An 18215-nucleotide genomic window follows, 5' to 3' on the forward strand; every position below is an offset into this window, starting at 1 on the left:
GTCGCTCCCGTGGAAGCGAAAACGTTTCAGGCGGCCTCTTCCTGAAGGTCGTCGGCCTCGTCGGCCTCACCTTCGGCACCCTTGGCGGCCCGGCGCGGAGACTTCGCAAGGCTCTGCTCGATGAGCTTCAGGGCTTCCGTATCGGTGATCCTGTTCACGGCACCGATCTCGCGCACCACGCGGTCGAGAGCGGATTCGTAGAGCTGGCGCTCGCTGTAGGACTGCTCGGGCTGCGCCTCGGAGCGGTACAGGTCGCGAACCACCTCGGTCACGGAGATCAGGTCGCCCGAATTGATCTTCGCCTCGTATTCCTGCGCGCGGCGCGACCACATGGTGCGCTTGACCCGGGCGCGGCCCGTGAGGACATCCAAGGCCTTCTGCACAAGGGCGGGCTCGGCGAGCTTGCGCATGCCGACGCTGGACGCTTTCCCGGTCGGAACGCGCAGCACCATCTTGTCCTTGTCGAAGGAGACCACGAACAGCTCCAGCTTGAAGCCGGCAACCTCCTGCTCCTCGACGGCCGTGATACGGCCGACCCCGTGAGCCGGATAAACGATCGCTTCACCGGTCTTGAAACCCAAGCGCTGGGCAGACTTCTTGGCTGTCGTCATGCGAGAGAGGCCTCCTTGCATGGCTCGCGCCTTGCGGCGGGAGCAGGTTCCACCGGGCAGGGACCCGGGGGAACAATAATGATTGATCGCGAACCGTTGCGGTTTCGCTTGTCTCCCTGTTCGCCAGTGGCTAGAAAGCGCCTATGATTCATGACGCACGGCAGCTGAAGCTACCGATGGTCATGCATGTGCTACCCAATTTCATAGTCGATGAACCGCTCGTGGTGCGGGGTGGATGCACGTCAGGCGCAAGCGACGGCAATAGACGGACCCTATCATAGTCCGTGCAAAAAAGCAAAAATATTTCAGAAACACTGTTAAGACGTTGCGTTTATGGCCACGCTTGCAACGGGGCAAGCATCGGGCTTCCCATGGCTCAATCGCCCTCGCCAGGATTGGGGCTGAAATACTTCTCCAGCTTGCCATCGACCCCGTCGAACTCCTTGGCGTCCGCGGGCGCGTCCTTCTTCTGCGTGATGTTCGGCCAGCTGCGCGCCATATCGGCGTTGATCTTGAGCCATTGCTCGAGGCCCGGCTCCACGTCCGGCTTGATGGCCTCGGCAGGACATTCCGGCTCGCACACCCCGCAATCGATGCATTCGTCGGGATGGATGACGAGCATATTCTCGCCCTCGTAGAAGCAGTCGACCGGACACACTTCCACGCAGTCCATGTACTTGCACTTGATGCAGTTCTCAGTGACGACGTAGGGCATGAACGATCCTTCGGGGGCTCATCTGCGAGGTGATCCGGGCCGCTCCGGCGCATCCTGCGGAAAAGTGGACCCGGTTTTCCGCACGAGCGTTGCGCCCTTCGGGAGAGCGGAGCATCGAGCCCAGGACTGGGCCCACTTTCGGGTCCGATGCTCTAGCGGCTGTCATCTTCGCTGGCAAGCGGCTCCCCTGCTGTCTCGATGCTGATGTAGAGCTGCCTTGCTTCCGTTGCAGGGCCCCGCCTAGCGCCGAGATCCGCCACCCGGATCACCAGGGTCGTGCGGCTGAGCGCGAGGGTGATGACGTCGTTGAGGGCGATGGCCTTGGCGGGGTTCTCGGTCCGCTGCCCGTTTACCCGGATGAAGCCGCTCGCGACCAGCTTGGCCGCGAGCGTGCGGGATTTGGCAAAGCGCGCGAACCACAGCCACTTGTCCAGCCGCTGACGGTCCTCGCGCATGCGCTCAGGGTCTCACTTCTTGCTGTCCTCAAGCTGGGACTTGAGGGCCAGAAGCTTGGCGAAGGGCGAATTGGGATCGGGCTGCTTCTCGCGCCGCTCGTCGCGGCGGCCCTCGAAGCGCTGGTCCGGACGCGGTCCGCGCCGGTCGTCCTGCCGTCCCGGACCGCGGGGCGGCCGGTTCTGAGAGCGCCCGCCCTCCCCCTGCCCGTCCCGGCGATCCGCGCGGCGCTCGTCCTGACGGCGGTCCTGACGGGGCGGGCGATCCCCGAAGGAGCGAGGCTCGCCCTGGCTCCTATCACCCTGGTTTCTGGCGCCCTGGTTCCGATCCCCACCCGGCCTGCGGCCCTGACGGGAGCGCTTGTCTCCCGGCTCTCCGCGCCCGTGGTGGCGGCCGCCCTCGTGCTGACGCCGGCCCTGGCGCCAGACCTCGATCAGAACGGGCTCGGCGGGAGCCTCCGTGGCGGATCCGGCGGGAGTCGATCCATCCTCCGACGCGGCCATGGGCTCGTTGGAATCGGCCGGGGCCGCAGCGGGCGCCTCGTCGACCACGGGCATCTCGGCAGCAGCTTCCGTCTCGGGAGAGGCGGCGGCGACGGGCTGCGCTTCAGCCGGTTCGGCTCGGGCTGGTTCCGCCTGATCCGGTTCCGCTGTGTCAGGTTCCCCTTGGCCCAGCTCGGCCTGGGCGGATTCGGCCTCAGGCATGGGCGCTTCCGAGGAAGCCTCCGCGCCGGGCTCCGGGCTCCCGGCCTGCCCGGCAGGCTCGATCGCGCGGGGAGCCTCAACGAGCGGAACCGTGATGGCCGGGCCCGGACGGCTCTCCGAGACATAGCCCAGTGACTTCAGGATCGTGGCAAAATCCTCGCCGGCGCAGCCGACCAGGGACGTCATCGCGACCGTTGGCACGAAGCCCTCGCCGTCGGCGGCGCCCGCCGGGGCTTCACCCGGGGTGATGCCGGGCCGGTAGGCGATGGCCGGGCGGATGAGGTCGGCGAGGCGTTCCAGGATGTCCACGCGCACGGCCCGTCCGCCGCAGACGCGGAAGCCCGCGGCGCGATAAAGGCCCGGAGCGATCTCGGCATCCACCGGGATCGAGGTGCGGCCGGACTGGGCCAGATGGGCGATCTCGTCGATGCCGCGCTGCTCCAGCCCGCCGTTCCGCAGGGCCCAGAGCTGGGCCGCGAGGGTGCGGGGCGCGGGCTTGAGGAGGGCCGGCAGATAGAGGTGATAGGCGCCGAAGCGCAGGCCCGCCTTGCGCAGGGCGGCCCGGGCGTCCTGGTCGAGGCTGCGCACCTCGTTGAGCACCTTGGCGCGCTCGAGCACTCCCAGGGCCTCGCCCACCTGGAACGCGATGCCCCGGGCCAAGCCCGTCAGCTCCGCGTTGTCCTCGAGCTGCATCACGGGCCCGAGCAGGCGCACGATATAGGCCTTGAGCCAGGCGCGCAGGCGGTTCTCGACCTTGTCCCGGGCAGCGCCGGTCAATTGCTCGTCCGACAGGACCCGCAGGCGCGGCTCGAAGAGCTTGTCGCCCGTCTCCATCCTGGCGACGGGATCGCCCATCCACCGGATCGTGCCGTCATTGGACAGGACCAGGGTCGTGTCGGGGGTCTCGGCGAAGCGGTCCGCCCGCGCCTCGATCTCGCCCGCCAGGGCCTTGCCGGCCGCATTGCGCAAGGTCTTGGCCTCCGTGGTGTCCGCCTGGGGATCGGGGACGAAATGGAAGCCGTGCAGGTGGCCGATGTGCTGGCCTTCGACGGTAACGTCGCCGGAGGTCGTGATTTCCGCTTCGAGCATCGTGTTCTCTCTCAAGCGCCGCATGAGAACGCTCGTGCGCCGGTCGATAAAGCGCTGAGCGAGACGTTCATGAAGCGCGTCCGATAACTTGTCCTCTACCTGACGCGCAACACCCTGCCAATGCTCCGGGTCCTTCAACCAGTCGGGACGATTGGCGACGAAGGTCCAGGTGCGCACCTGGGCGATGCGGTTCGACAGGGTGTCGATGTCGCCGTCCGTGCGGTCCAGAGCCCCCACGTGGCGGGCGTACCAATCCGCCGGAACGGCTCGGTCCTTCGACAGGAAGCCATAAATCTGGCCGATCATGTCCGCATGGGTGTGGGGCGAAACCTTCCTGTAATCAGGCACTTGGCAGACCTGCCACAGGCGCTCCACCGCCGCCGGGCCGCGGGCGTAGCCCTGGATGTCGTCGTCACGGGCCAGGAGCTCGAGGGCCGCTACGTCCTCGCCCATGGGCGCGCGCGCCAGGCCGTGCTCGCGGGGCTGGATCGCCAGGCTGTCACGCAATCGTGCGAGGGAGGAGAAATCCAGATCAGGGTTGCGCCACTGCAACACGCGCTGCGGATCGAAGGTGTGATTCTCCAGCGCTTCCACGGTCTCGGCGTCGAAAGCCGGGCAGCGCGCCGTGGTGCCGAAGGTGCCATCCCGCATGTAGCGGCCGGCCCGGCCCGCGATCTGGGCCAGTTCGGACGGATAGAGCTTGCGGAAGCGGAAGCCATCGAACTTCTTGTCCGACGCGAAGGCCACGTGGTCGACGTCCAGGTTCAGGCCCATGCCGATGGCGTCGGTGGCGATGAGGTAGTCCACGTCCCCGTTCTGGTAGAGCTCGACCTGGGCGTTGCGGGTGCGGGGCGAGAGGGCTCCCAGCACCACGGCCGCGCCGCCGCTCTGGCGGCGGATCAGCTCCGCGATGGCGTAGACCTCCTCGGCCGAGAACGCCACGATGGCGGAACGCCGGGGCAGGCGCGAGACCTTTTTCTCCCCCGCGAAGGTGAGCTTCGACAGGCGCGGCCGGGTGGTGACGTGGACGCCGGGAATCAGTGCCTCGACGAGCGGCCGCATGGTGCTCGAGCCGATGAGAAGGGTCTCGGAGCGCCCGCGCTGGTTCAGGAGTCGGTCGGTGAAGACGTGCCCCCGGTCAAGATCGGCCGCGAGCTGGATCTCGTCCACGGCCACGAAGGACACGTCCAGGTCGCGGGGCATCGCCTCCACGGTGGAGATCCAGTAGCGGGCCTTGTCGGGCTTGATCTTCTCCTCGCCGGTCACGAGGGCCACGTTGTGCTCGCCCGCCTTTTCCACCACCCGCTGGTAGACCTCGCGGGCCAGCAGCCGCAGGGGCAGCCCGATCATGCCGCTCTCGTGGCCGAGCATCCGCTCGATGGCCAGGTGGGTCTTGCCCGTGTTGGTCGGCCCGAGCACGGCGGTGACGCCGCGGGCGCGCTGCTGCGGTGGAAGGGAACGGCGGGCCATGGATGGGATCAGATCTCGGGCCTCGGTCCCGGCCTCGGGGCCGGACGATCCAGGGCGCGGACGCCTTGGATAGGGTTTGCGGACGATGTCGGCCCGTCTGGGCGCCCTTCTTATATGGTGTTGCAGGGCCGATCCGCCACCGCTCCGGGCGCGCCTGCACCGAACTTTCGTATCACTCGGCGAGTGTCGCCCGGCCGGAGATCGGCGTGACCCGGGCGCCGGAATCGATGCTGAAGGTCGAGGCCTCGACCACGCTCATGCCCACCATGGTCCGCACGGCGATCCGCACCGGGACGAGCACCTTCTGGCCTTCGACCGGGGCCAGCCAGATCGACATGTCCTTGTTGCTCTCCATGAACTTAGTGGCCGGACGCAGGGCGCGGTGACCCGCGATCGGCACGTATCGGGCGTTGCAGACCAGGACCTTCCCCTTGTACCCCCCGGTCTCGGCGTTGCGGGTCTCCCCGTAGGACAGGACCACATTGAAGCGCGCCGCGCCGTCGAAGACCGGCAGGGTGCGGTTGCAATTGGCTGGATCGGCCGGCCCCTTTCCGGACGCCACGGGCATCAGGAGGGCGCTGAGGGGGTCGATGACGCCGCGCTTGTCGGAATCCTTCAGGGCGACCCGGTCGGGCTTCTCGTCCACGGGCGGGTTGACCTCCACGGCGGAGACGTTGCCGCCCGCGAGCCCCATGCGCACCGTCCGCTCGTCGCTGGAGGACCGGGACGTGACCGCGAAGGCAGCAGGCTGAGGCTGGGCGCCCACCAGGGACCCGGAGGCCGTGGCGGCGCCCTTGCCGCCGGTGAGCATTCGGGCGAGGCCCGACAGCTTGACGGCGAACTGCATGGTGTATTTCTGGCCCTCGAAGGTCGAGGACAGGTCAGCGGTGCCGAGCGGGATCCCCGCCAGGGTCACGTCGTAATCCGCCTTGAGGGTCTGGGCGCCCAGAGGCTGGGTCTGGGCAAGCGAGCCGAGACCGGCCGCGCTCAAGGCCATGAAACCGAGAAAAAAGGGATGCATCGGGCTTTCTCTGAAAACTTGGTTAAGGCTATCCCACACGAATCAGAAGAAATCGTGACCACGATGTTGCAAAAAATCGAGGTGCGGCGCCTGCTATTCTTGACGCGGGGTCGGGTCTTGGCCTATAGGCTCCCCACTTCCAAGGACTTTTGGTGTCCGGCGGCGTGGGATCTGCGTTGAAGCAAACCCGCGACAGTCCAAGCCGTGGCCCCTTTATAGACGAATAGGATAGAACCATGTCGCGCCGTTGCGAACTGACCGGCAAGGCCGTGCTGAGTGGCCACCTGGTGAGCCACTCGAACCGCAAGACGAAGCGGAAGTTCCTGCCGAACCTCTGCAACGTCACCCTCCAGTCCGACACCCTGCAGCGCTCCGTGCGCCTGCGCATCTCGGCCAACGCCCTGCGCTCCGTGGAGCATCGCGGCGGCCTCGATGCGTTCCTGGCCAAGGCCAAGGGTGAGGAGCTGTCCTCGAACGCCCTGACGATCAAGCGCGAGATCGAGAAGAAGCTCGCCGCCGCGAGCTGAGCGTCTCGCCTCACACGGTTTGGCAGCGGGCGGCTTTTGCCGCCCGTTTGCGTTGCAGAGCCTGAATCGCAAAGCCTGAATTGGAAGCCCCGAAGGGAACCCCCATGTTCGGAACCGGCCCCATGACCGCCCTCGACCGCCGCGACTTCGGCATCGCGCTCGCCGCCATCACCCTGGTGGTCCTGGCCTCCAACATCCTGGTCCAGTACCCCTTCGCCCATGCGGGCCTGGGCGATTACCTGACCTGGGGCGCCTTCACCTACCCGTTCTCGTTCCTGATCACGGACCTGGCCAACCGCCGCTTCGGCAATGCGGGCGCCCGGCGGATCGTCTATGTGGGCTTCGTCCTGGCCGTCGTGCTGTCGGTCATCCTGGCGACGCCCCGGATCGCCATCGCGTCCGGCTCCGCCTTCCTGGTGGCCCAGCTTCTCGACATCCGGATCTTCTCGGCCTTGCGGGACAAGGCCTGGTGGCTGCCCCCCTTCGTGTCCTCGGTGATTTCCTCGGCGCTGGACACCGCGATCTTCTTCTCGATCGCGTTCTATTGCGGCGACATTCCGGGCTTCCAAACCACGATTTCGGGCCTGCTCGGCAGCGCAGGCATCGCCGACGAATGCGTGGTCCTGCCCTGGACCAGCCTCGCGCTGGCCGATTACCTGGTCAAGCTCGGTCTCGCGGCGCTCGCCCTTGCGCCCTATGGGGCCGTCCTGCGCTTCATCCGACCACGCATGACCCAGCAGGCCGCCTGACCGGCCTTACAGGAAACCGTCCGTGTAAGGCGGGTGCGGGATGGCTTGGTGGGCCGCCCGCAAGGCCGCCGACCAGCTCTCGCGCAGGTCCCGAAAATAGGGCTCGTCGTCCTGGATGCGGTAATTGACGCCGGCCGCGAGCGAATCGCGCTTGGATACCAGGATGTCGATGGGCAGTCCCACGCCGAGGTTGGACTTGAGGGTCGAGTCCATGGAAATGAGCCCGAGCTTCAGGGCCTCCACCAGCGAGGTCCCATACGTGACCGCGCGGTCGAGGATGGGCTTGCCGTATTTCGGCTCGCCGATCTGCAGGAAGGGCGTGTCGACCGTGGCCTCGATGGCGTTGCCGGCGGAATAGACCTGGTAGAGCCGCATCGGCGCATGCCCGATCTGTCCGCCCAGAAGCATCGTCACGTCGAACGACATGTTGTGCTTTTCCATCTCGATCCCGTCGATGGCATAAACCTGCCGGATCGCGTTGCCCACGAGATGCGCCGCCTTGGACATGGTCGGCACCGTCAGGAGCGTTTCCATGCGGCCCGTCTCGGTATCCTCGATCCCCTCGGTCAGGAGGGAGAAAGCCGTCTGGCTCACCGAGAGGTTTCCGGCCGTCGCCAGGCTGATGACGCGGTCGCCGGGCACCTCGAAAGTGTGCAGCTTGCGGAAGGTGGCGATGTTGTCGACGCCCGCATTGGTGCGGGTGTCGGCGATCATCACGAGGCCCTCCTTCACGAGGACGCCGACGCAATAGGTCATGGTTTCTCCCCTGGGACGCGCCGTCCCGCCTTGAGGCGCGGGCTTTACCCCTGAGCCTGGCGCGCGCTTTCTATCGTAAGATTGACGCCCAGGTCTTCCTGAGACGCGCCGTAAAACGCACCGCGCACGGGTGCGGCCTCCAAATAATCCAATCCAATGGCGACGCGTATATAATGTTCGGTGGCGGAGGTCGAGTTGGCGCCGTCGAAACTCACCCAGCCCAGGCCCTCGATATGGGCCTCGGCCCAGGCATGTCCTGCGTCCTGGACGACCTGATCCGGACGGTGCAGGTAGCCCGACACATAACGGGCCGGAATGCCCAGGTGGCGGGCGGCGGCCAGGAACACGTGGGTGAAATCCTGGCAGACCCCATGGCCCGCCGCGAAGGCCTCCTCGGCGGCCGTGGCCGTATCGGTGGCTTGCGTGTCGAAGAGCAGCCGCCCGTGGAGCGCGGCCGTGATCGCATGGGCCCGGTCGAGGGGATTGGACAGGCGTCCGGCGGTGTCCTCCGCGAAGGCGCGAATCGCCGGATCGGCATGCGTCAGCCGGGTTTGCCGCAGGAAGAACGGGACCGGGAAACGCTCGGCGCAGCCCCGGGTGATGCCGGCCGTGTCCGTGGTCTCGATCTCCCCTGAAACCTTGAGGCGGATTTCCTCCACGGGCCCCTGGGCGTAGAGGGTGTGCATGATGTTGCCGTACCAGTCCTCCCGCCGGATCAGCCGGGCATCGGCGTCCGTGTCGAGGGACCATTTCAGGATGGTCTGGCCCTCGTGGCCCCGCGGTGTGAGGCGCAGCATCTGCATCGTCGACTTGACCGGATCGTCGTAGCGGTAGGTCGTCTCATGGGTGATGCGAATGCGCATGGCTCAGCCGAGATATTGGTTCGTGATCGCGACCCCGAGGCGGCTGTTCTCCGTGATGAAGTCCTCCAGGAACTCGTGCAGGCCGTGCTGGAAGATGTCCTCGATCGTCCTGTTCGTCAGCCGTGCATGGGCGGCGCGCGCCATGCGCTGGGCATTGCCCGATGTGCCGTAACGCTCCGAGATGTCGTCGAGATGGCGGGACAGCGCCGCGTAGCAGGCGGCGAGGGAGCGGGGCATCTCCTCCCGCAGGATCAGGAGATCCGCCACGAGCCAGGGGCGCAGGTTCTGGTGATAGACCCATTGATAGCTCACCAGCGCCGAAACGGACCGCAGGATCGCGGCCCACTGATAGTAGTCGATGCCGCCGCCCACCTCCGAATCCTTGGGAAGGAGCACGTGGTACTTGACGTCCAGCACACGGGCGGTGTTGTCGGCGCGCTCGATATAGACGCCGAGCCGCGAGAACCAATAGGCGTCGTTGCGCAGCATCGTGCGCAGCGCCGAACCGTCGTAGCGAAGCGAGGTCTCCTTCACGAGGTTCAGGAAGCGCGGCAGGTCTTCCACCTGCAGGGTCTGGGACTTGAAGCGGCGCAGGTCGAGCCAGGCCGAGTTGATCGATTCCCACATCTCCGAGGTGAGCGCTCCGCGCACGGAGCGGGCGTTCTGGCGAGCCGTGTCGAAACAGCCCTGGATGCTGGACGGGTTCGCCTCCGAGAAGGCCAGGTAGTCGATCACGTTCTCCGGCGTCACCTCGTCGTACAGCGCCCGGAAGCCCTGGAGGGCGCTGGCCGTGATGAGGGCCGATTCCCACTCGTTGGTGTCGACCCCGTTATAGGAGATCGGCATCGAGGCCATCCGGTAGGCCACGTCGAGGATGCGGGCGGTGTTCTCGGCCCGCTCCACGTAGCGGGAGAGCCAGTAGAGGCTGTCGGCGTCGCGGCTCAGCATGCGGGCCGCCTTCTGTTCGTCCTGCCGCTCATTCGCTCAGCACCCAGGTGTCCTTGGTCCCGCCGCCCTGGCTCGAATTGACCACGAGGGAGCCCTCCGTCAGCGCCACGCGGGTCAGGCCGCCGGGAACGAGCCGCACCCGATCGGCGCCCGAGAGCACGAAGGGGCGCAGGTCCACGTGCCGGGGGGCCAGGCCGTTCTGGGTGAAGATGGGGCTGGTGGACAGCGCCAGGGTGGGTTGGGCGATATAATTGTCGGGCCGGTCGAGGACGCGCCGGCGGAACTCGTCCCGGGCCTCGCGGGTGGCGTGCGGGCCCACCAGCATGCCGTAGCCGCCCGAGCCGTTGACCTCCTTGACGACGAGCTCATGCAGGTTATCGGTCACGTATTTCAGGGCGTCGGGCTCGCGGCAGCGCCAGGTCGGCACGTTCTTCAGGATCGGCTCCTCGCCCGTGTAGAAGCGCACGATGTCGGGCACGTAGGAGTACATGGCCTTGTCGTCGGCCACGCCCGTGCCGGGAGCGTTGGCGATGGTGACGTTGCCGGCGCGGTAGGCCGCGATCAGCCCTGGAACGCCGAGGGCCGAGTCCGAGCGGAACACCAGGGGGTCGAGGAAGTCGTCGTCGATGCGGCTGTAGATGACGTCGACCCGCTTCGGCCCCTGCGTCGTGCGCATGTAGACCACCTCGTCGCGCACGAAGAGGTCGCGGCCCTCCACCAGTTCGACGCCCATGCGGTCGGCCAGGAAGCTGTGCTCGTAATAGGCGCTGTTGAGCGAGCCCGGCGTGAGCACCACCACGGTGGGCCGGTTCGAGCCCTCGGGCGCCACGGATTTGAGGGTGGCCAGCAACTCGTTGACGTAGTTCTCGATGGGCCGGATGCGCTGCATTGCCATGAGGTCCGGGAAGAGCCGCAGCATGACCTCCCGGTTCTCCAGCATGTAGGAGACCCCCGAGGGCGTGCGCAGGTTGTCCTCCAGGACGTAGAAGTCCTCGTCGTCCACCCGCACGACGTCGACGCCCGCCACCTGCACGTAGACCCCGCCGCGCAGGGACAGCCCGTTCATCTGCGGACGGTAATAGGGGTTCTGGTAGACGAGTTCTTCCGGCACGATCCCGGCGCGCAGGATCTCGCGCGCGCCGTAGATGTCCTTGAGGAACATGTTCAGCGCCGTGACGCGCTGCTCCAGGCCCTGCGAGAGCCGCGACCACTCGCGCCCGGACAGGATGCGGGGAATGATGTCGAAGGGAATGAGGCGCTCCTCGGCCTCCGCATTGCCATAGACCGCGAATGTGATGCCCACTTTCCGGAACAGGAGCTCGGCCTCGGCGCGGCGGCGTTCCAGCAATTCGGTGGGAGCGGATTTCAGCCAGTCCTGGAGCACGTCGTAGGCGGCGCGGCCTTGCCCGTCCTGCCCGTTCATCTCGTCGAAGATCGATCTGTCCGCCACTGAAGCCCTAAACCCGTCCTCGTCGGTGCCCCGACCGCCAGGGACCTGTTCCGTTGCATGCTCGCCCGGAAGCTTAGAGGCCGGCCCAACGCCCGCACAAGTCCTCCCTGCCTAGCCAAAAGGCAGCATATGCCCAGAATGGCATCACGCGGCCCAACGGCGGGCAGGCATCGGGACGGGTGCTAGCCCGGAAGAGCGAATTCCAGGAGCAGGGTCCTTTGCAGGCGGCTGAAATTGTCGTCCGAGATGAGGGTCAGGATGATGTCGCCGCCCCGGCGGAAGACGGCGAGACCCTCCATGTTGTCGATCTGGTGCGTCGGCCCGCTCTCGAACAGGACGGAGCCCGACACGGACGCGTCGGGCCGCAGGGACGAACCCGCGACCCGGCGGATGCGGATGCGAAAGCCCGTGAACAGGCCGAACTGCCGCTCCAGGAGCAGGAGATCGCCGTCGGGCAGGAATGCCATGTCGCTCACATCGTAGCCGCCGGAGCGCTCGACCAGGAACGTGCCCCGCTGCGGTCCCGTCAGGATGAACCCCAGGGTGTTGGGGCTGTCGCCCCGATAGGCATGCTCGGCCACGGCCACGACCGCGCCGGCCAGGGGGGAGCGGGGCGGCGCGACGCCGAGGGCCTCCAGGCCGCTGTTGTTGGGCAGGTCCTTGATCTGCTCGGCCAGGTCTTCCGGGAGCGGGAGGAGCCTCGCCCGGGCCAGGACGCCTTGGCGCCCCCAGTCGAGGCGCATGACCGCATGACGGCGCTCGATGCCGATATAGGCCGTGCCGTCCGGGCCGACCGCAAAGCTTTCCGTATCGTAATAGGGTGTTGTACTGAGCCGCTTGCCCGCCTCGTTGAGGACAGGGGCCAGGACAGCCTCGGACAGGCCGGCAAGCTTGCCGTCCCGGGTCTCCACGTCGGCCGTCAGCCATTGGGCGTTGTCCGCGAGGGCCACGAGCTTTGCGCCGTCAGGGGATCGCCAGAGGCCCGAGAAGCCGCCGAAGCGCTCGTCCGCGCAGCGCAGTTCGAGCCCGGAGCGGAAGACGAGGCCGTCGAAACGGGTGCGCTCGGGTTCGAGAACGGACAGGTAGGAGATGGCCCGCGCCTGGATGTCGATGGGCTTGAGGGCGCTGGCGGCGCGGGGCCGCGCCGAGCCCGGCCGTCCGAGGAAGGCCGCGCCCGCCAGGACGCCGCCGCCGACGAGGAAATGGCGCCGGTTCAGGTTCATGCGGCGGCGAGGGTCGTGACACGCATGAGGGCGGCTCCTGAACGGCGCGGTGGGAGAATCCGGCGGGTATCAAGCCTACCGGAAACGGGGGCTGGCGGGGAGATAGCTCCTTTGCGCCAGTGGGCCCGTCAGGCGTGAAGCTTGCGCCGGGGGGCGAAGGAGGCCTGCGGCGGGTTCTCCTCGAACAGCTCCGCTAGCTTCTCGGTCATGACGCCACCGAGTTCCTCCGCGTCCACGATGGTGACAGCGCGGCGGTAGTAGCGGGTCACGTCGTGCCCGATGCCGATGGCGATGAGCTCCACGGGCGAGCGGGTTTCGATCTCCTCGATGATATGGCGCAGGTGGCGCTCCAGGTAGTTGCCGGGATTGACCGACAGGGTCGAGTCGTCCACCGGCGCTCCGTCGGAGATGACCATCAGGATGCGGCGCTGCTCGGGGCGCGCGAGAAGGCGCTTGTGCGCCCAGTCCAGCGCCTCGCCGTCGATGTTCTCCTTGAGCAGGCCCTCCCGCATCATCAGGCCGAGATTCTTGCGCGCCCGGCGCCAGGGCGCATCCGCCGACTTGTAGATGATGTGACGCAGGTCGTTGAGGCGCCCCGGATTGCCGGGCTTGCCGCCCTGCAGCCAGGATTCCCGCGACTGCCCGCCCTTCCAGGCCCGGGTCGTGAAGCCGAGGATCTCGACCTTGACGCCGCAGCGCTCGAGCGTCCGGGCCAGGATGTCCGCGCAGGTCGCCGCCACCGTGATGGGGCGCCCCCGCATGGAGCCGGAATTGTCGAGCAGGAGCGTCACTACCGTGTCGCGGAAATTGGTGTCCTGCTCTCGCTTGAACGAGAGGGGCTGGAACGGATCCATGATGATACGAGGCAGGCGCACCGGATCGAGCATCCCCTCCTCTAGGTCGAACTCCCAGGCCCGGTTCTGCTGCGCGAGCAGGCGGCGCTGGAGGCGGTTGGCGAGGCGGCCGACCACGCCCTGGAGATGGGCGAGCTGCTTGTCCAGATAGGCGCGAAGCCGCGTCAGCTCGTCGGCGTCGCACAGGTCCTCGGCGAGGATGACCTCGTCGAACTTCGTCGTATAGGCCTTGTAGTCCGGCCCCCGCGCCTCGTTGTGGCGTGACGGCGGGCGCCAGGATTCGGAGGCGTTCTCCGAATCGGCCTCGTCCATTTCCTCGGGCATCTCGCCGGAGGGGCCATCGGCCTCCTCGGACGCGCCCTCCTCCAGGTCGTCGTCCGAGTCCGCGCTGGTTTCCATCTCGGCCCGGTCGCCCTGCGATTCCTGCTCGGACTGGCCCTCGCCCTGCTGCTGCTCTTGGTCGGACTGATTCTCGTCCTCGCTCTCCTCGTCCTCGGGATCGAGGGCGGCCTCGTCGGCCATGTCGAGGGAGGCGAGCAGGTCGCGCACGCCCCGGGCGAATTCCCGCTGGCTCTCGATGCTCTTGAGAAGGCCGTTCAGGTCCTGGCCCGCCTTGTCCTCGATGAAGTCGCGCCACAGGTCCACGATCTTGGCGGCGGCCGGAGGCGGCTTCTGGCCCGTCAGGCGCTCGCGCACCATGAGGGCGATGGCATCCTCCAGGGGGGCGTCGGCCCGGTCGGTGATGTCCTCGTACTTGCCGCCGCGATGGTAGCGGTCTTCCAGCATGGCGTTGATGTTGGACGACACGCCGCTCATGCGGCGCGAGCCGATGGATTCCACGCGCGCCTGCTCGACCGCGTCGTAGACGGCGCGGGCAGCCTGGCCGTCAGGCGCGAGGCGGCGGTGCAGGGTGGCGTCGTGGCAGGCGAGGCGCAGGGCCATGGAATCGGAGTGGCCGCGCAGGATCGCCACGTCGCCGGCGTTGAGCTTGCGGGGCGGTTCCGGCAGGCGCGCCTTGTCACCCATGAGCGCGGGACGATCGGACGCGAAGGTCACCTCGAGGTCCTGCTTGCGGGCGATCGCCTTCATGCAGCCGGCGATCGAGCGCTTGAGCGGCTCCGACGGCGCTTCCTTCTTCTCACCCGGTTTGCGGTTCGAGATGGACATCGGATTCCTTATACCGTCATCCCGGCCAAAGCGGAGCGGCGAGCCGGGATCGCGAAAACCAGCGAAATTTGCATGCGATCCCGGATCGCGCAGAGCGCGTCCGGGATGACGCTTTGTCTTAGCTCAGCGCGATATTCACCGCGCTCTCCGGCAGGTCCTTGCCGAAGGAGCGCTGGTAGAACTCGGCCACGAGGGTGCGCTCGAGCTCGTCGCACTTGTTCAGGAACGTGACCCGGAACGCGAAGCCCGTATCGCCGAAGATCTCGGCGTTCTCGGCCCAGGTGATGACCGTGCGGGGGCTCATGACGGTGGAGAGATCGCCGTTCATGAAGGCGCTGCGGGTGAGATCGGCCACGCGCACCATCTTGTTGACGATATCCCGCCCTTGCGGGTCTTCCTGGTAGTGCTTCGCCTTCGACAGGACGATGTCGACCTCCCGGTCGTGGGGCAGGTAGTTCAGGGTGGTGACGATGGACCAGCGGTCCATCTGGCCCTGGTTGATCTGCTGCGTGCCGTGATAGAGGCCCGACGTGTCGCCGAGGCCCACCGTGTTGGCGGTGGCGAAGAGCCGGAAGGACGGATGCGGCTTGATCACCCGCTTCTGGTCGAGGAGCGTGAGCTTGCCGGACTGCTCCAGCACGCGCTGGATCACGAACATCACGTCCGGGCGGCCCGCATCGTACTCGTCGAAGACCAGAGCCACGTTGTTCTGCAGCGCCCAGGGCAGGATGCCGTCCTGGAAGGCCGTGACCTGCTGGCCTTCCTTGAGCACGATGGCGTCCTTGCCCACGAGGTCGATGCGGGACACGTGGCTGTCGAGGTTCACGCGCACGCAGGGCCAGTTGAGGCGGGCCGCCACCTGCTCGATATGGGTCGACTTGCCGGTGCCGTGATAGCCCGTGATCATCACGCGCCGGTTGCGCGCGAAGCCCGCCAGGATGGCCAGCGTGGTCTCCCGGTCGAACAGGTAATCCGGGTCGAGGTCGGGCACATGCTCTTCGGACTGCGAGAAGGCGGGCACTTCCAGATCCGAGTCGATCCCGAAGACCTGACGCACGGACACCTTCATGTCCGGGGTAAGGGCTGCTGTTTCGGTGTCTGCCTTCATGGGGGCCTCTCGGTCGGATTGCCGTCGTGATTCAAAGGGATGCGTCAGACTTCTTATAGGCCTCGCAGGCGAGGCGCAAATGCCGCGAACGCAACGCGGGCGGTCGTTTTGCGATCAGCAGAGCCCGGCGGATTTGAGGGTGTCGTGCGCCTTGATGATGTCGCGCAGGCGGGCCTCGTAGGAGCGATCGCCTCCGTTGGCGTCCGGGTGGAACCGCTTCACGAGAGTCTTGTACTGGGCCTTGATGGCCGGCCCGTCCACTCCGTCGTCGAGGCCGAGCACGTCGAGCGCCCGCCGAACCGCGCCCGTATAGCGGGGGCGCTTCGGCTCGGGGGCCTGGCGCTGGCGGGCCTGGGTGAAGTCATGCCCGTTGAGAACCCCGAGCGGGTCCACGTAGCTCCAGTCGCGCTTGGGCGCCTCCGGGCTCGCTCCCGGCTTGGCGGACGAGTTCATGCCCATGGTCCAGGTGGGACGGTGGCCGATGATGGCGTCCTTCTGGTAAGCGGCCACGGCGGTGTCGGACATCCCGTTGAAATAGTTGTAGGATGCGTTGTACTCGCGCACGTGGTTGAGGCAGAACCGGAAATACTGGCCCTCCCGGTCCCGGCCCATCGGGGCGCGGAACTCGCCCAAGGCCTTGCAGCCGGGATGCTCGCACGAGGGCCCTTCGGCCTCGCGCGGTTCATCGGCGGAGGGCTTGATGCGGATGCGGTCGAAAAGAGGCGAGTTGAGATCCATGATTCAGCGATTATGAGGGGCTAGCAGCCGGGAGCCAAGGCCCCGGCACTTTTGGCCGCAGACCTCTTCAAAAGAGTTTACAGGACGATATGACAACGCAACCCGACGCCCATCAGCCGACAATTCCCATGGCGGCCTGGATCGAGCAGGCCCTGCGCGACAGGTTTCAGCCCTCCGAACTCACCGTTACCGACGAATCGGACAAGCATCATGGCCATGCGGGGTGGCGTGAGGGCGGGGAAACTCACTTCCGTCTTTATATCGTGTCGGAAGCCTTTTCCGGCAAGACCCGGGTGGACCGCCACCGCCTCGTCAACGAGGCCATGAGGGGCGCCTTCGACCGGGGGCTGCACGCCCTGGCGATCCAGGCCAAGGCGCCGGGGGAGTAGGGCTTTCGCGCTTTTTCAACCTCATCCTGAGGAGCCGCTTTAGCGGCATCTCGAAGGAGGGCTCCAGCGGCGTGTTTCCGGTGCAAACTGGACCATCCTTCGAGACGAGCCTTCGGCTCCCTCAGGATGAGGCCTTCGAGATGAGCCTCCGGGTTTGCTCAGGGCGGGGCTCCCGGTTCAATCCACTCTACTTGATCCGCTCGAGCACGCTCACGTAGTTCGCCACGGCGGCGCCGCCCATGTTGAAGATGCCGCCGAGCTTCGGGTTCCTGACCTGGATGCCCCCGGCCTCCTCGCAGAGCTGCATCGCGGACAGCGCATGCATGGACACGCCGGTCGCCCCGATGGGATGGCCCTTGGCCTTGAGGCCGCCGGACGGGTTCACGGGCAGCCGGCCGTCCCGATTCGTCCAGCCTTCCTTCACGGCGGTGGCGCCCTGACCCGGCGCGGTGAGGCCCATGGCCTCGTATTCGATGAGCTCCGCGATGGTGAAGCAATCGTGGGTCTCCACGAAGGACAGGTCGGAAAGCTCGATCCGGGCTCCGTCGAGGGCCCGCCGCCAGGCTTCCGCGCAGCCCTCGAAGGACACGATGTCCCGCTTCGACATGGGCAGGAAATCCTGCGCGTGCACATTCGCCCGGAACGCCACCGCGCGCTTCATGCCGAGCGCCGTTTCCGTATCGGCCAGCACGATGGCGGCCGCCCCGTCGGAGACGAGGGAGCAATCCGTGCGCTTGAGGGGACCGGCCACGAAGGGATTCTTCTCGCTCTCGGCGCGGCAGAAATCGAAGCCCAGATCCTTGCGCATCTGCGCATAGGGGTTGTCGACCCCGTTCTTGTGGTTCTTGGCCGCGATCATGGCCAGGGCGTCCGACTGGTCGCCGTAGCGCTGGAAGTAGCGGCCTGCGATCTCGCCGAACACGCCCGCGAAGCCGCCCTTGGTCTGGCCGTCCTCCGGCAGGTAGGAGGCTTTCAGCAGGTTGGCGCCGATCTCCGGGCCGGGGGTGCGGGTCATCTGCTCGACGCCCACCACCAGCACGGTCTTGGCGCGCTTGGCCTCGATGGTCTTGATGGCCTGGTTGATCGCGGCGGAGCCGGTCGCGCAGGCATTTTCCACCCGGGTGGCGGGCTTGAAGCGGAACTTGTCGCTGGCCTGGAAGACCAGGGAGGCGGTGAAATCCTGGGGCGAGAAGCCCGCGTTGAAATGGCCGAGCACGACCTCGTCCACATCCTCGGGCCCGATCCCCGCATGCTCCAGCGCCTCGTTCGTGACGCGAACGATCAGGCTCTCGACGGTCTCGGAGTCGAGTTTGCCGAAGGGCGTATGGGCCCAGCCGACGATGCAGGCTGTCATGGATGTTGTCTCCCGAACGTATGTTG

17 protein-coding genes are annotated in these 18215 nt (G+C 66.9%); 3 read left to right on the plus strand and 14 right to left on the minus strand.

The window, feature by feature from the left end:
• Positions 1–26: 26 nt before the first annotated feature.
• The 5 genes from ILT42_RS05830 to ILT42_RS05850 all read right to left on the minus strand — a co-directional run bounded on the left by ILT42_RS05830 (position 27) and on the right by ILT42_RS05850 (position 6063).
• Positions 27–611 carry a CarD family transcriptional regulator gene (locus ILT42_RS05830; RefSeq protein WP_204214448.1) on the minus strand — a complete coding sequence of 195 codons (585 nt, stop codon included), beginning with the start codon at positions 609–611 and terminating at the stop codon, positions 27–29.
• A 376-nt stretch (positions 612–987) separates the two neighbouring features.
• Positions 988–1326 (minus strand): ferredoxin FdxA, encoded by a 339-nt coding sequence (fdxA, locus tag ILT42_RS05835; RefSeq protein ID WP_204214450.1) that lies wholly within the window; start codon positions 1324–1326, stop codon positions 988–990.
• 152 nt (positions 1327–1478) lie between these two features.
• Positions 1479–1781 carry an RNA-binding S4 domain-containing protein gene (locus tag ILT42_RS05840; protein WP_204214452.1) on the minus strand — a complete coding sequence of 101 codons (303 nt, stop codon included), beginning with the start codon at positions 1779–1781 and terminating at the stop codon, positions 1479–1481.
• A 12-nt stretch (positions 1782–1793) separates the two neighbouring features.
• The gene (locus tag ILT42_RS05845) at positions 1794–5042 is read right to left on the minus strand and encodes a helicase-related protein (RefSeq protein ID WP_204214454.1); all 3249 of its coding nucleotides are present in this window, start codon (positions 5040–5042) and stop codon (positions 1794–1796) included.
• Positions 5043–5214: 172 nt separating this feature from the next.
• Complete coding sequence (locus ILT42_RS05850) at positions 5215–6063, minus strand: DUF3108 domain-containing protein (RefSeq protein WP_204214456.1); 849 nt, start codon at positions 6061–6063, stop codon at positions 5215–5217.
• 236 nt (positions 6064–6299) lie between these two features.
• Here ILT42_RS05850 and rpmB point away from each other — a divergent pair, with 236 nt between their 5' ends.
• Together rpmB and ILT42_RS05860 are read left to right on the plus strand one after the other, a co-directional pair.
• Positions 6300–6590, plus strand: coding sequence for a 50S ribosomal protein L28 (gene rpmB / locus ILT42_RS05855; protein ID WP_204214458.1), 291 nt, complete (start codon positions 6300–6302; stop codon positions 6588–6590).
• A gap of 122 nt (positions 6591–6712) precedes the next feature.
• On the plus strand, positions 6713–7339 hold the full coding sequence (locus ILT42_RS05860) for a queuosine precursor transporter (RefSeq protein ID WP_204214460.1): 627 nt from the start codon (positions 6713–6715) through the stop codon (positions 7337–7339).
• A 6-nt stretch (positions 7340–7345) separates the two neighbouring features.
• Here ILT42_RS05860 and ILT42_RS05865 read toward each other — a convergent pair whose 3' ends face one another.
• The 8 genes from ILT42_RS05865 to ILT42_RS05900 form a co-directional block, all read right to left on the minus strand.
• On the minus strand, positions 7346–8095 hold the full coding sequence (locus ILT42_RS05865; RefSeq protein WP_204214462.1) for a hypothetical protein: 750 nt from the start codon (positions 8093–8095) through the stop codon (positions 7346–7348).
• A gap of 44 nt (positions 8096–8139) precedes the next feature.
• Entirely contained in the window at positions 8140–8958 is an 819-nt protein-coding gene (locus tag ILT42_RS05870) for a transglutaminase family protein (protein ID WP_204214464.1), read from the minus strand.
• A 3-nt stretch (positions 8959–8961) separates the two neighbouring features.
• Positions 8962–9906, minus strand: coding sequence for an alpha-E domain-containing protein (locus ILT42_RS05875; RefSeq protein ID WP_204214465.1), 945 nt, complete (start codon positions 9904–9906; stop codon positions 8962–8964).
• Between the two features lie 28 nt (positions 9907–9934).
• Positions 9935–11329 carry a circularly permuted type 2 ATP-grasp protein gene (locus tag ILT42_RS05880; protein WP_204215121.1) on the minus strand — a complete coding sequence of 465 codons (1395 nt, stop codon included), beginning with the start codon at positions 11327–11329 and terminating at the stop codon, positions 9935–9937.
• A gap of 209 nt (positions 11330–11538) precedes the next feature.
• The gene (locus ILT42_RS05885) at positions 11539–12579 is read right to left on the minus strand and encodes an esterase-like activity of phytase family protein (RefSeq protein WP_204214467.1); all 1041 of its coding nucleotides are present in this window, start codon (positions 12577–12579) and stop codon (positions 11539–11541) included.
• 128 nt (positions 12580–12707) lie between these two features.
• Positions 12708–14600: a cobaltochelatase subunit CobT gene (cobT, locus tag ILT42_RS05890; RefSeq protein ID WP_204214472.1), complete on the minus strand. Its 1893-nt coding sequence runs from the start codon at positions 14598–14600 to the stop codon at positions 12708–12710.
• Positions 14601–14718: 118 nt separating this feature from the next.
• Entirely contained in the window at positions 14719–15708 is a 990-nt protein-coding gene (gene cobS / locus ILT42_RS05895) for a cobaltochelatase subunit CobS (protein WP_204214475.1), read from the minus strand.
• 114 nt (positions 15709–15822) lie between these two features.
• Entirely contained in the window at positions 15823–16446 is a 624-nt protein-coding gene (locus ILT42_RS05900; RefSeq protein WP_204214476.1) for a J domain-containing protein, read from the minus strand.
• Between the two features lie 89 nt (positions 16447–16535).
• Here ILT42_RS05900 and ILT42_RS05905 point away from each other — a divergent pair, with 89 nt between their 5' ends.
• Positions 16536–16835, plus strand: a complete 300-nt coding sequence (locus ILT42_RS05905; RefSeq protein ID WP_204214477.1) for a BolA family protein — start codon at positions 16536–16538, stop codon at positions 16833–16835.
• Between the two features lie 187 nt (positions 16836–17022).
• Here ILT42_RS05905 and ILT42_RS05910 read toward each other — a convergent pair whose 3' ends face one another.
• Positions 17023–18189 carry an acetyl-CoA acetyltransferase gene (locus ILT42_RS05910; protein ID WP_204214479.1) on the minus strand — a complete coding sequence of 389 codons (1167 nt, stop codon included), beginning with the start codon at positions 18187–18189 and terminating at the stop codon, positions 17023–17025.
• Positions 18190–18215: the final 26 nt, after the last annotated feature.

Source organism: Microvirga pudoricolor (assembly GCF_016892705.1).
GTDB classification, from domain to species: Bacteria; Pseudomonadota; Alphaproteobacteria; order Rhizobiales; family Beijerinckiaceae; genus Microvirga; species Microvirga pudoricolor.

What these genes read in the sequence shown, in the direction of transcription:
- ILT42_RS05830 (WP_204214448.1), bottom strand. Translation starts at nt 611, where the DNA reads ATGACGACAGCCAAGAAGTCTGCCCAGCGCTTGGGTTTCAAGACCGGT.
- fdxA (WP_204214450.1), bottom strand. Translation starts at nt 1,326, where the DNA reads ATGCCCTACGTCGTCACTGAGAACTGCATCAAGTGCAAGTACATGGAC.
- ILT42_RS05840 (WP_204214452.1), bottom strand. Translation starts at nt 1,781, where the DNA reads ATGCGCGAGGACCGTCAGCGGCTGGACAAGTGGCTGTGGTTCGCGCGC.
- ILT42_RS05845 (WP_204214454.1), bottom strand. Translation starts at nt 5,042, where the DNA reads ATGGCCCGCCGTTCCCTTCCACCGCAGCAGCGCGCCCGCGGCGTCACC.
- ILT42_RS05850 (WP_204214456.1), bottom strand. Translation starts at nt 6,063, where the DNA reads ATGCATCCCTTTTTTCTCGGTTTCATGGCCTTGAGCGCGGCCGGTCTC.
- rpmB (WP_204214458.1), top strand. Translation starts at nt 6,300, where the DNA reads ATGTCGCGCCGTTGCGAACTGACCGGCAAGGCCGTGCTGAGTGGCCAC.
- ILT42_RS05860 (WP_204214460.1), top strand. Translation starts at nt 6,713, where the DNA reads ATGACCGCCCTCGACCGCCGCGACTTCGGCATCGCGCTCGCCGCCATC.
- ILT42_RS05865 (WP_204214462.1), bottom strand. Translation starts at nt 8,095, where the DNA reads ATGACCTATTGCGTCGGCGTCCTCGTGAAGGAGGGCCTCGTGATGATC.
- ILT42_RS05870 (WP_204214464.1), bottom strand. Translation starts at nt 8,958, where the DNA reads ATGCGCATTCGCATCACCCATGAGACGACCTACCGCTACGACGATCCG.
- ILT42_RS05875 (WP_204214465.1), bottom strand. Translation starts at nt 9,906, where the DNA reads ATGCTGAGCCGCGACGCCGACAGCCTCTACTGGCTCTCCCGCTACGTG.
- ILT42_RS05880 (WP_204215121.1), bottom strand. Translation starts at nt 11,329, where the DNA reads ATGAACGGGCAGGACGGGCAAGGCCGCGCCGCCTACGACGTGCTCCAG.
- ILT42_RS05885 (WP_204214467.1), bottom strand. Translation starts at nt 12,579, where the DNA reads ATGAACCTGAACCGGCGCCATTTCCTCGTCGGCGGCGGCGTCCTGGCG.
- cobT (WP_204214472.1), bottom strand. Translation starts at nt 14,600, where the DNA reads ATGTCCATCTCGAACCGCAAACCGGGTGAGAAGAAGGAAGCGCCGTCG.
- cobS (WP_204214475.1), bottom strand. Translation starts at nt 15,708, where the DNA reads ATGAAGGCAGACACCGAAACAGCAGCCCTTACCCCGGACATGAAGGTG.
- ILT42_RS05900 (WP_204214476.1), bottom strand. Translation starts at nt 16,446, where the DNA reads ATGGATCTCAACTCGCCTCTTTTCGACCGCATCCGCATCAAGCCCTCC.
- ILT42_RS05905 (WP_204214477.1), top strand. Translation starts at nt 16,536, where the DNA reads ATGACAACGCAACCCGACGCCCATCAGCCGACAATTCCCATGGCGGCC.
- ILT42_RS05910 (WP_204214479.1), bottom strand. Translation starts at nt 18,189, where the DNA reads ATGACAGCCTGCATCGTCGGCTGGGCCCATACGCCCTTCGGCAAACTC.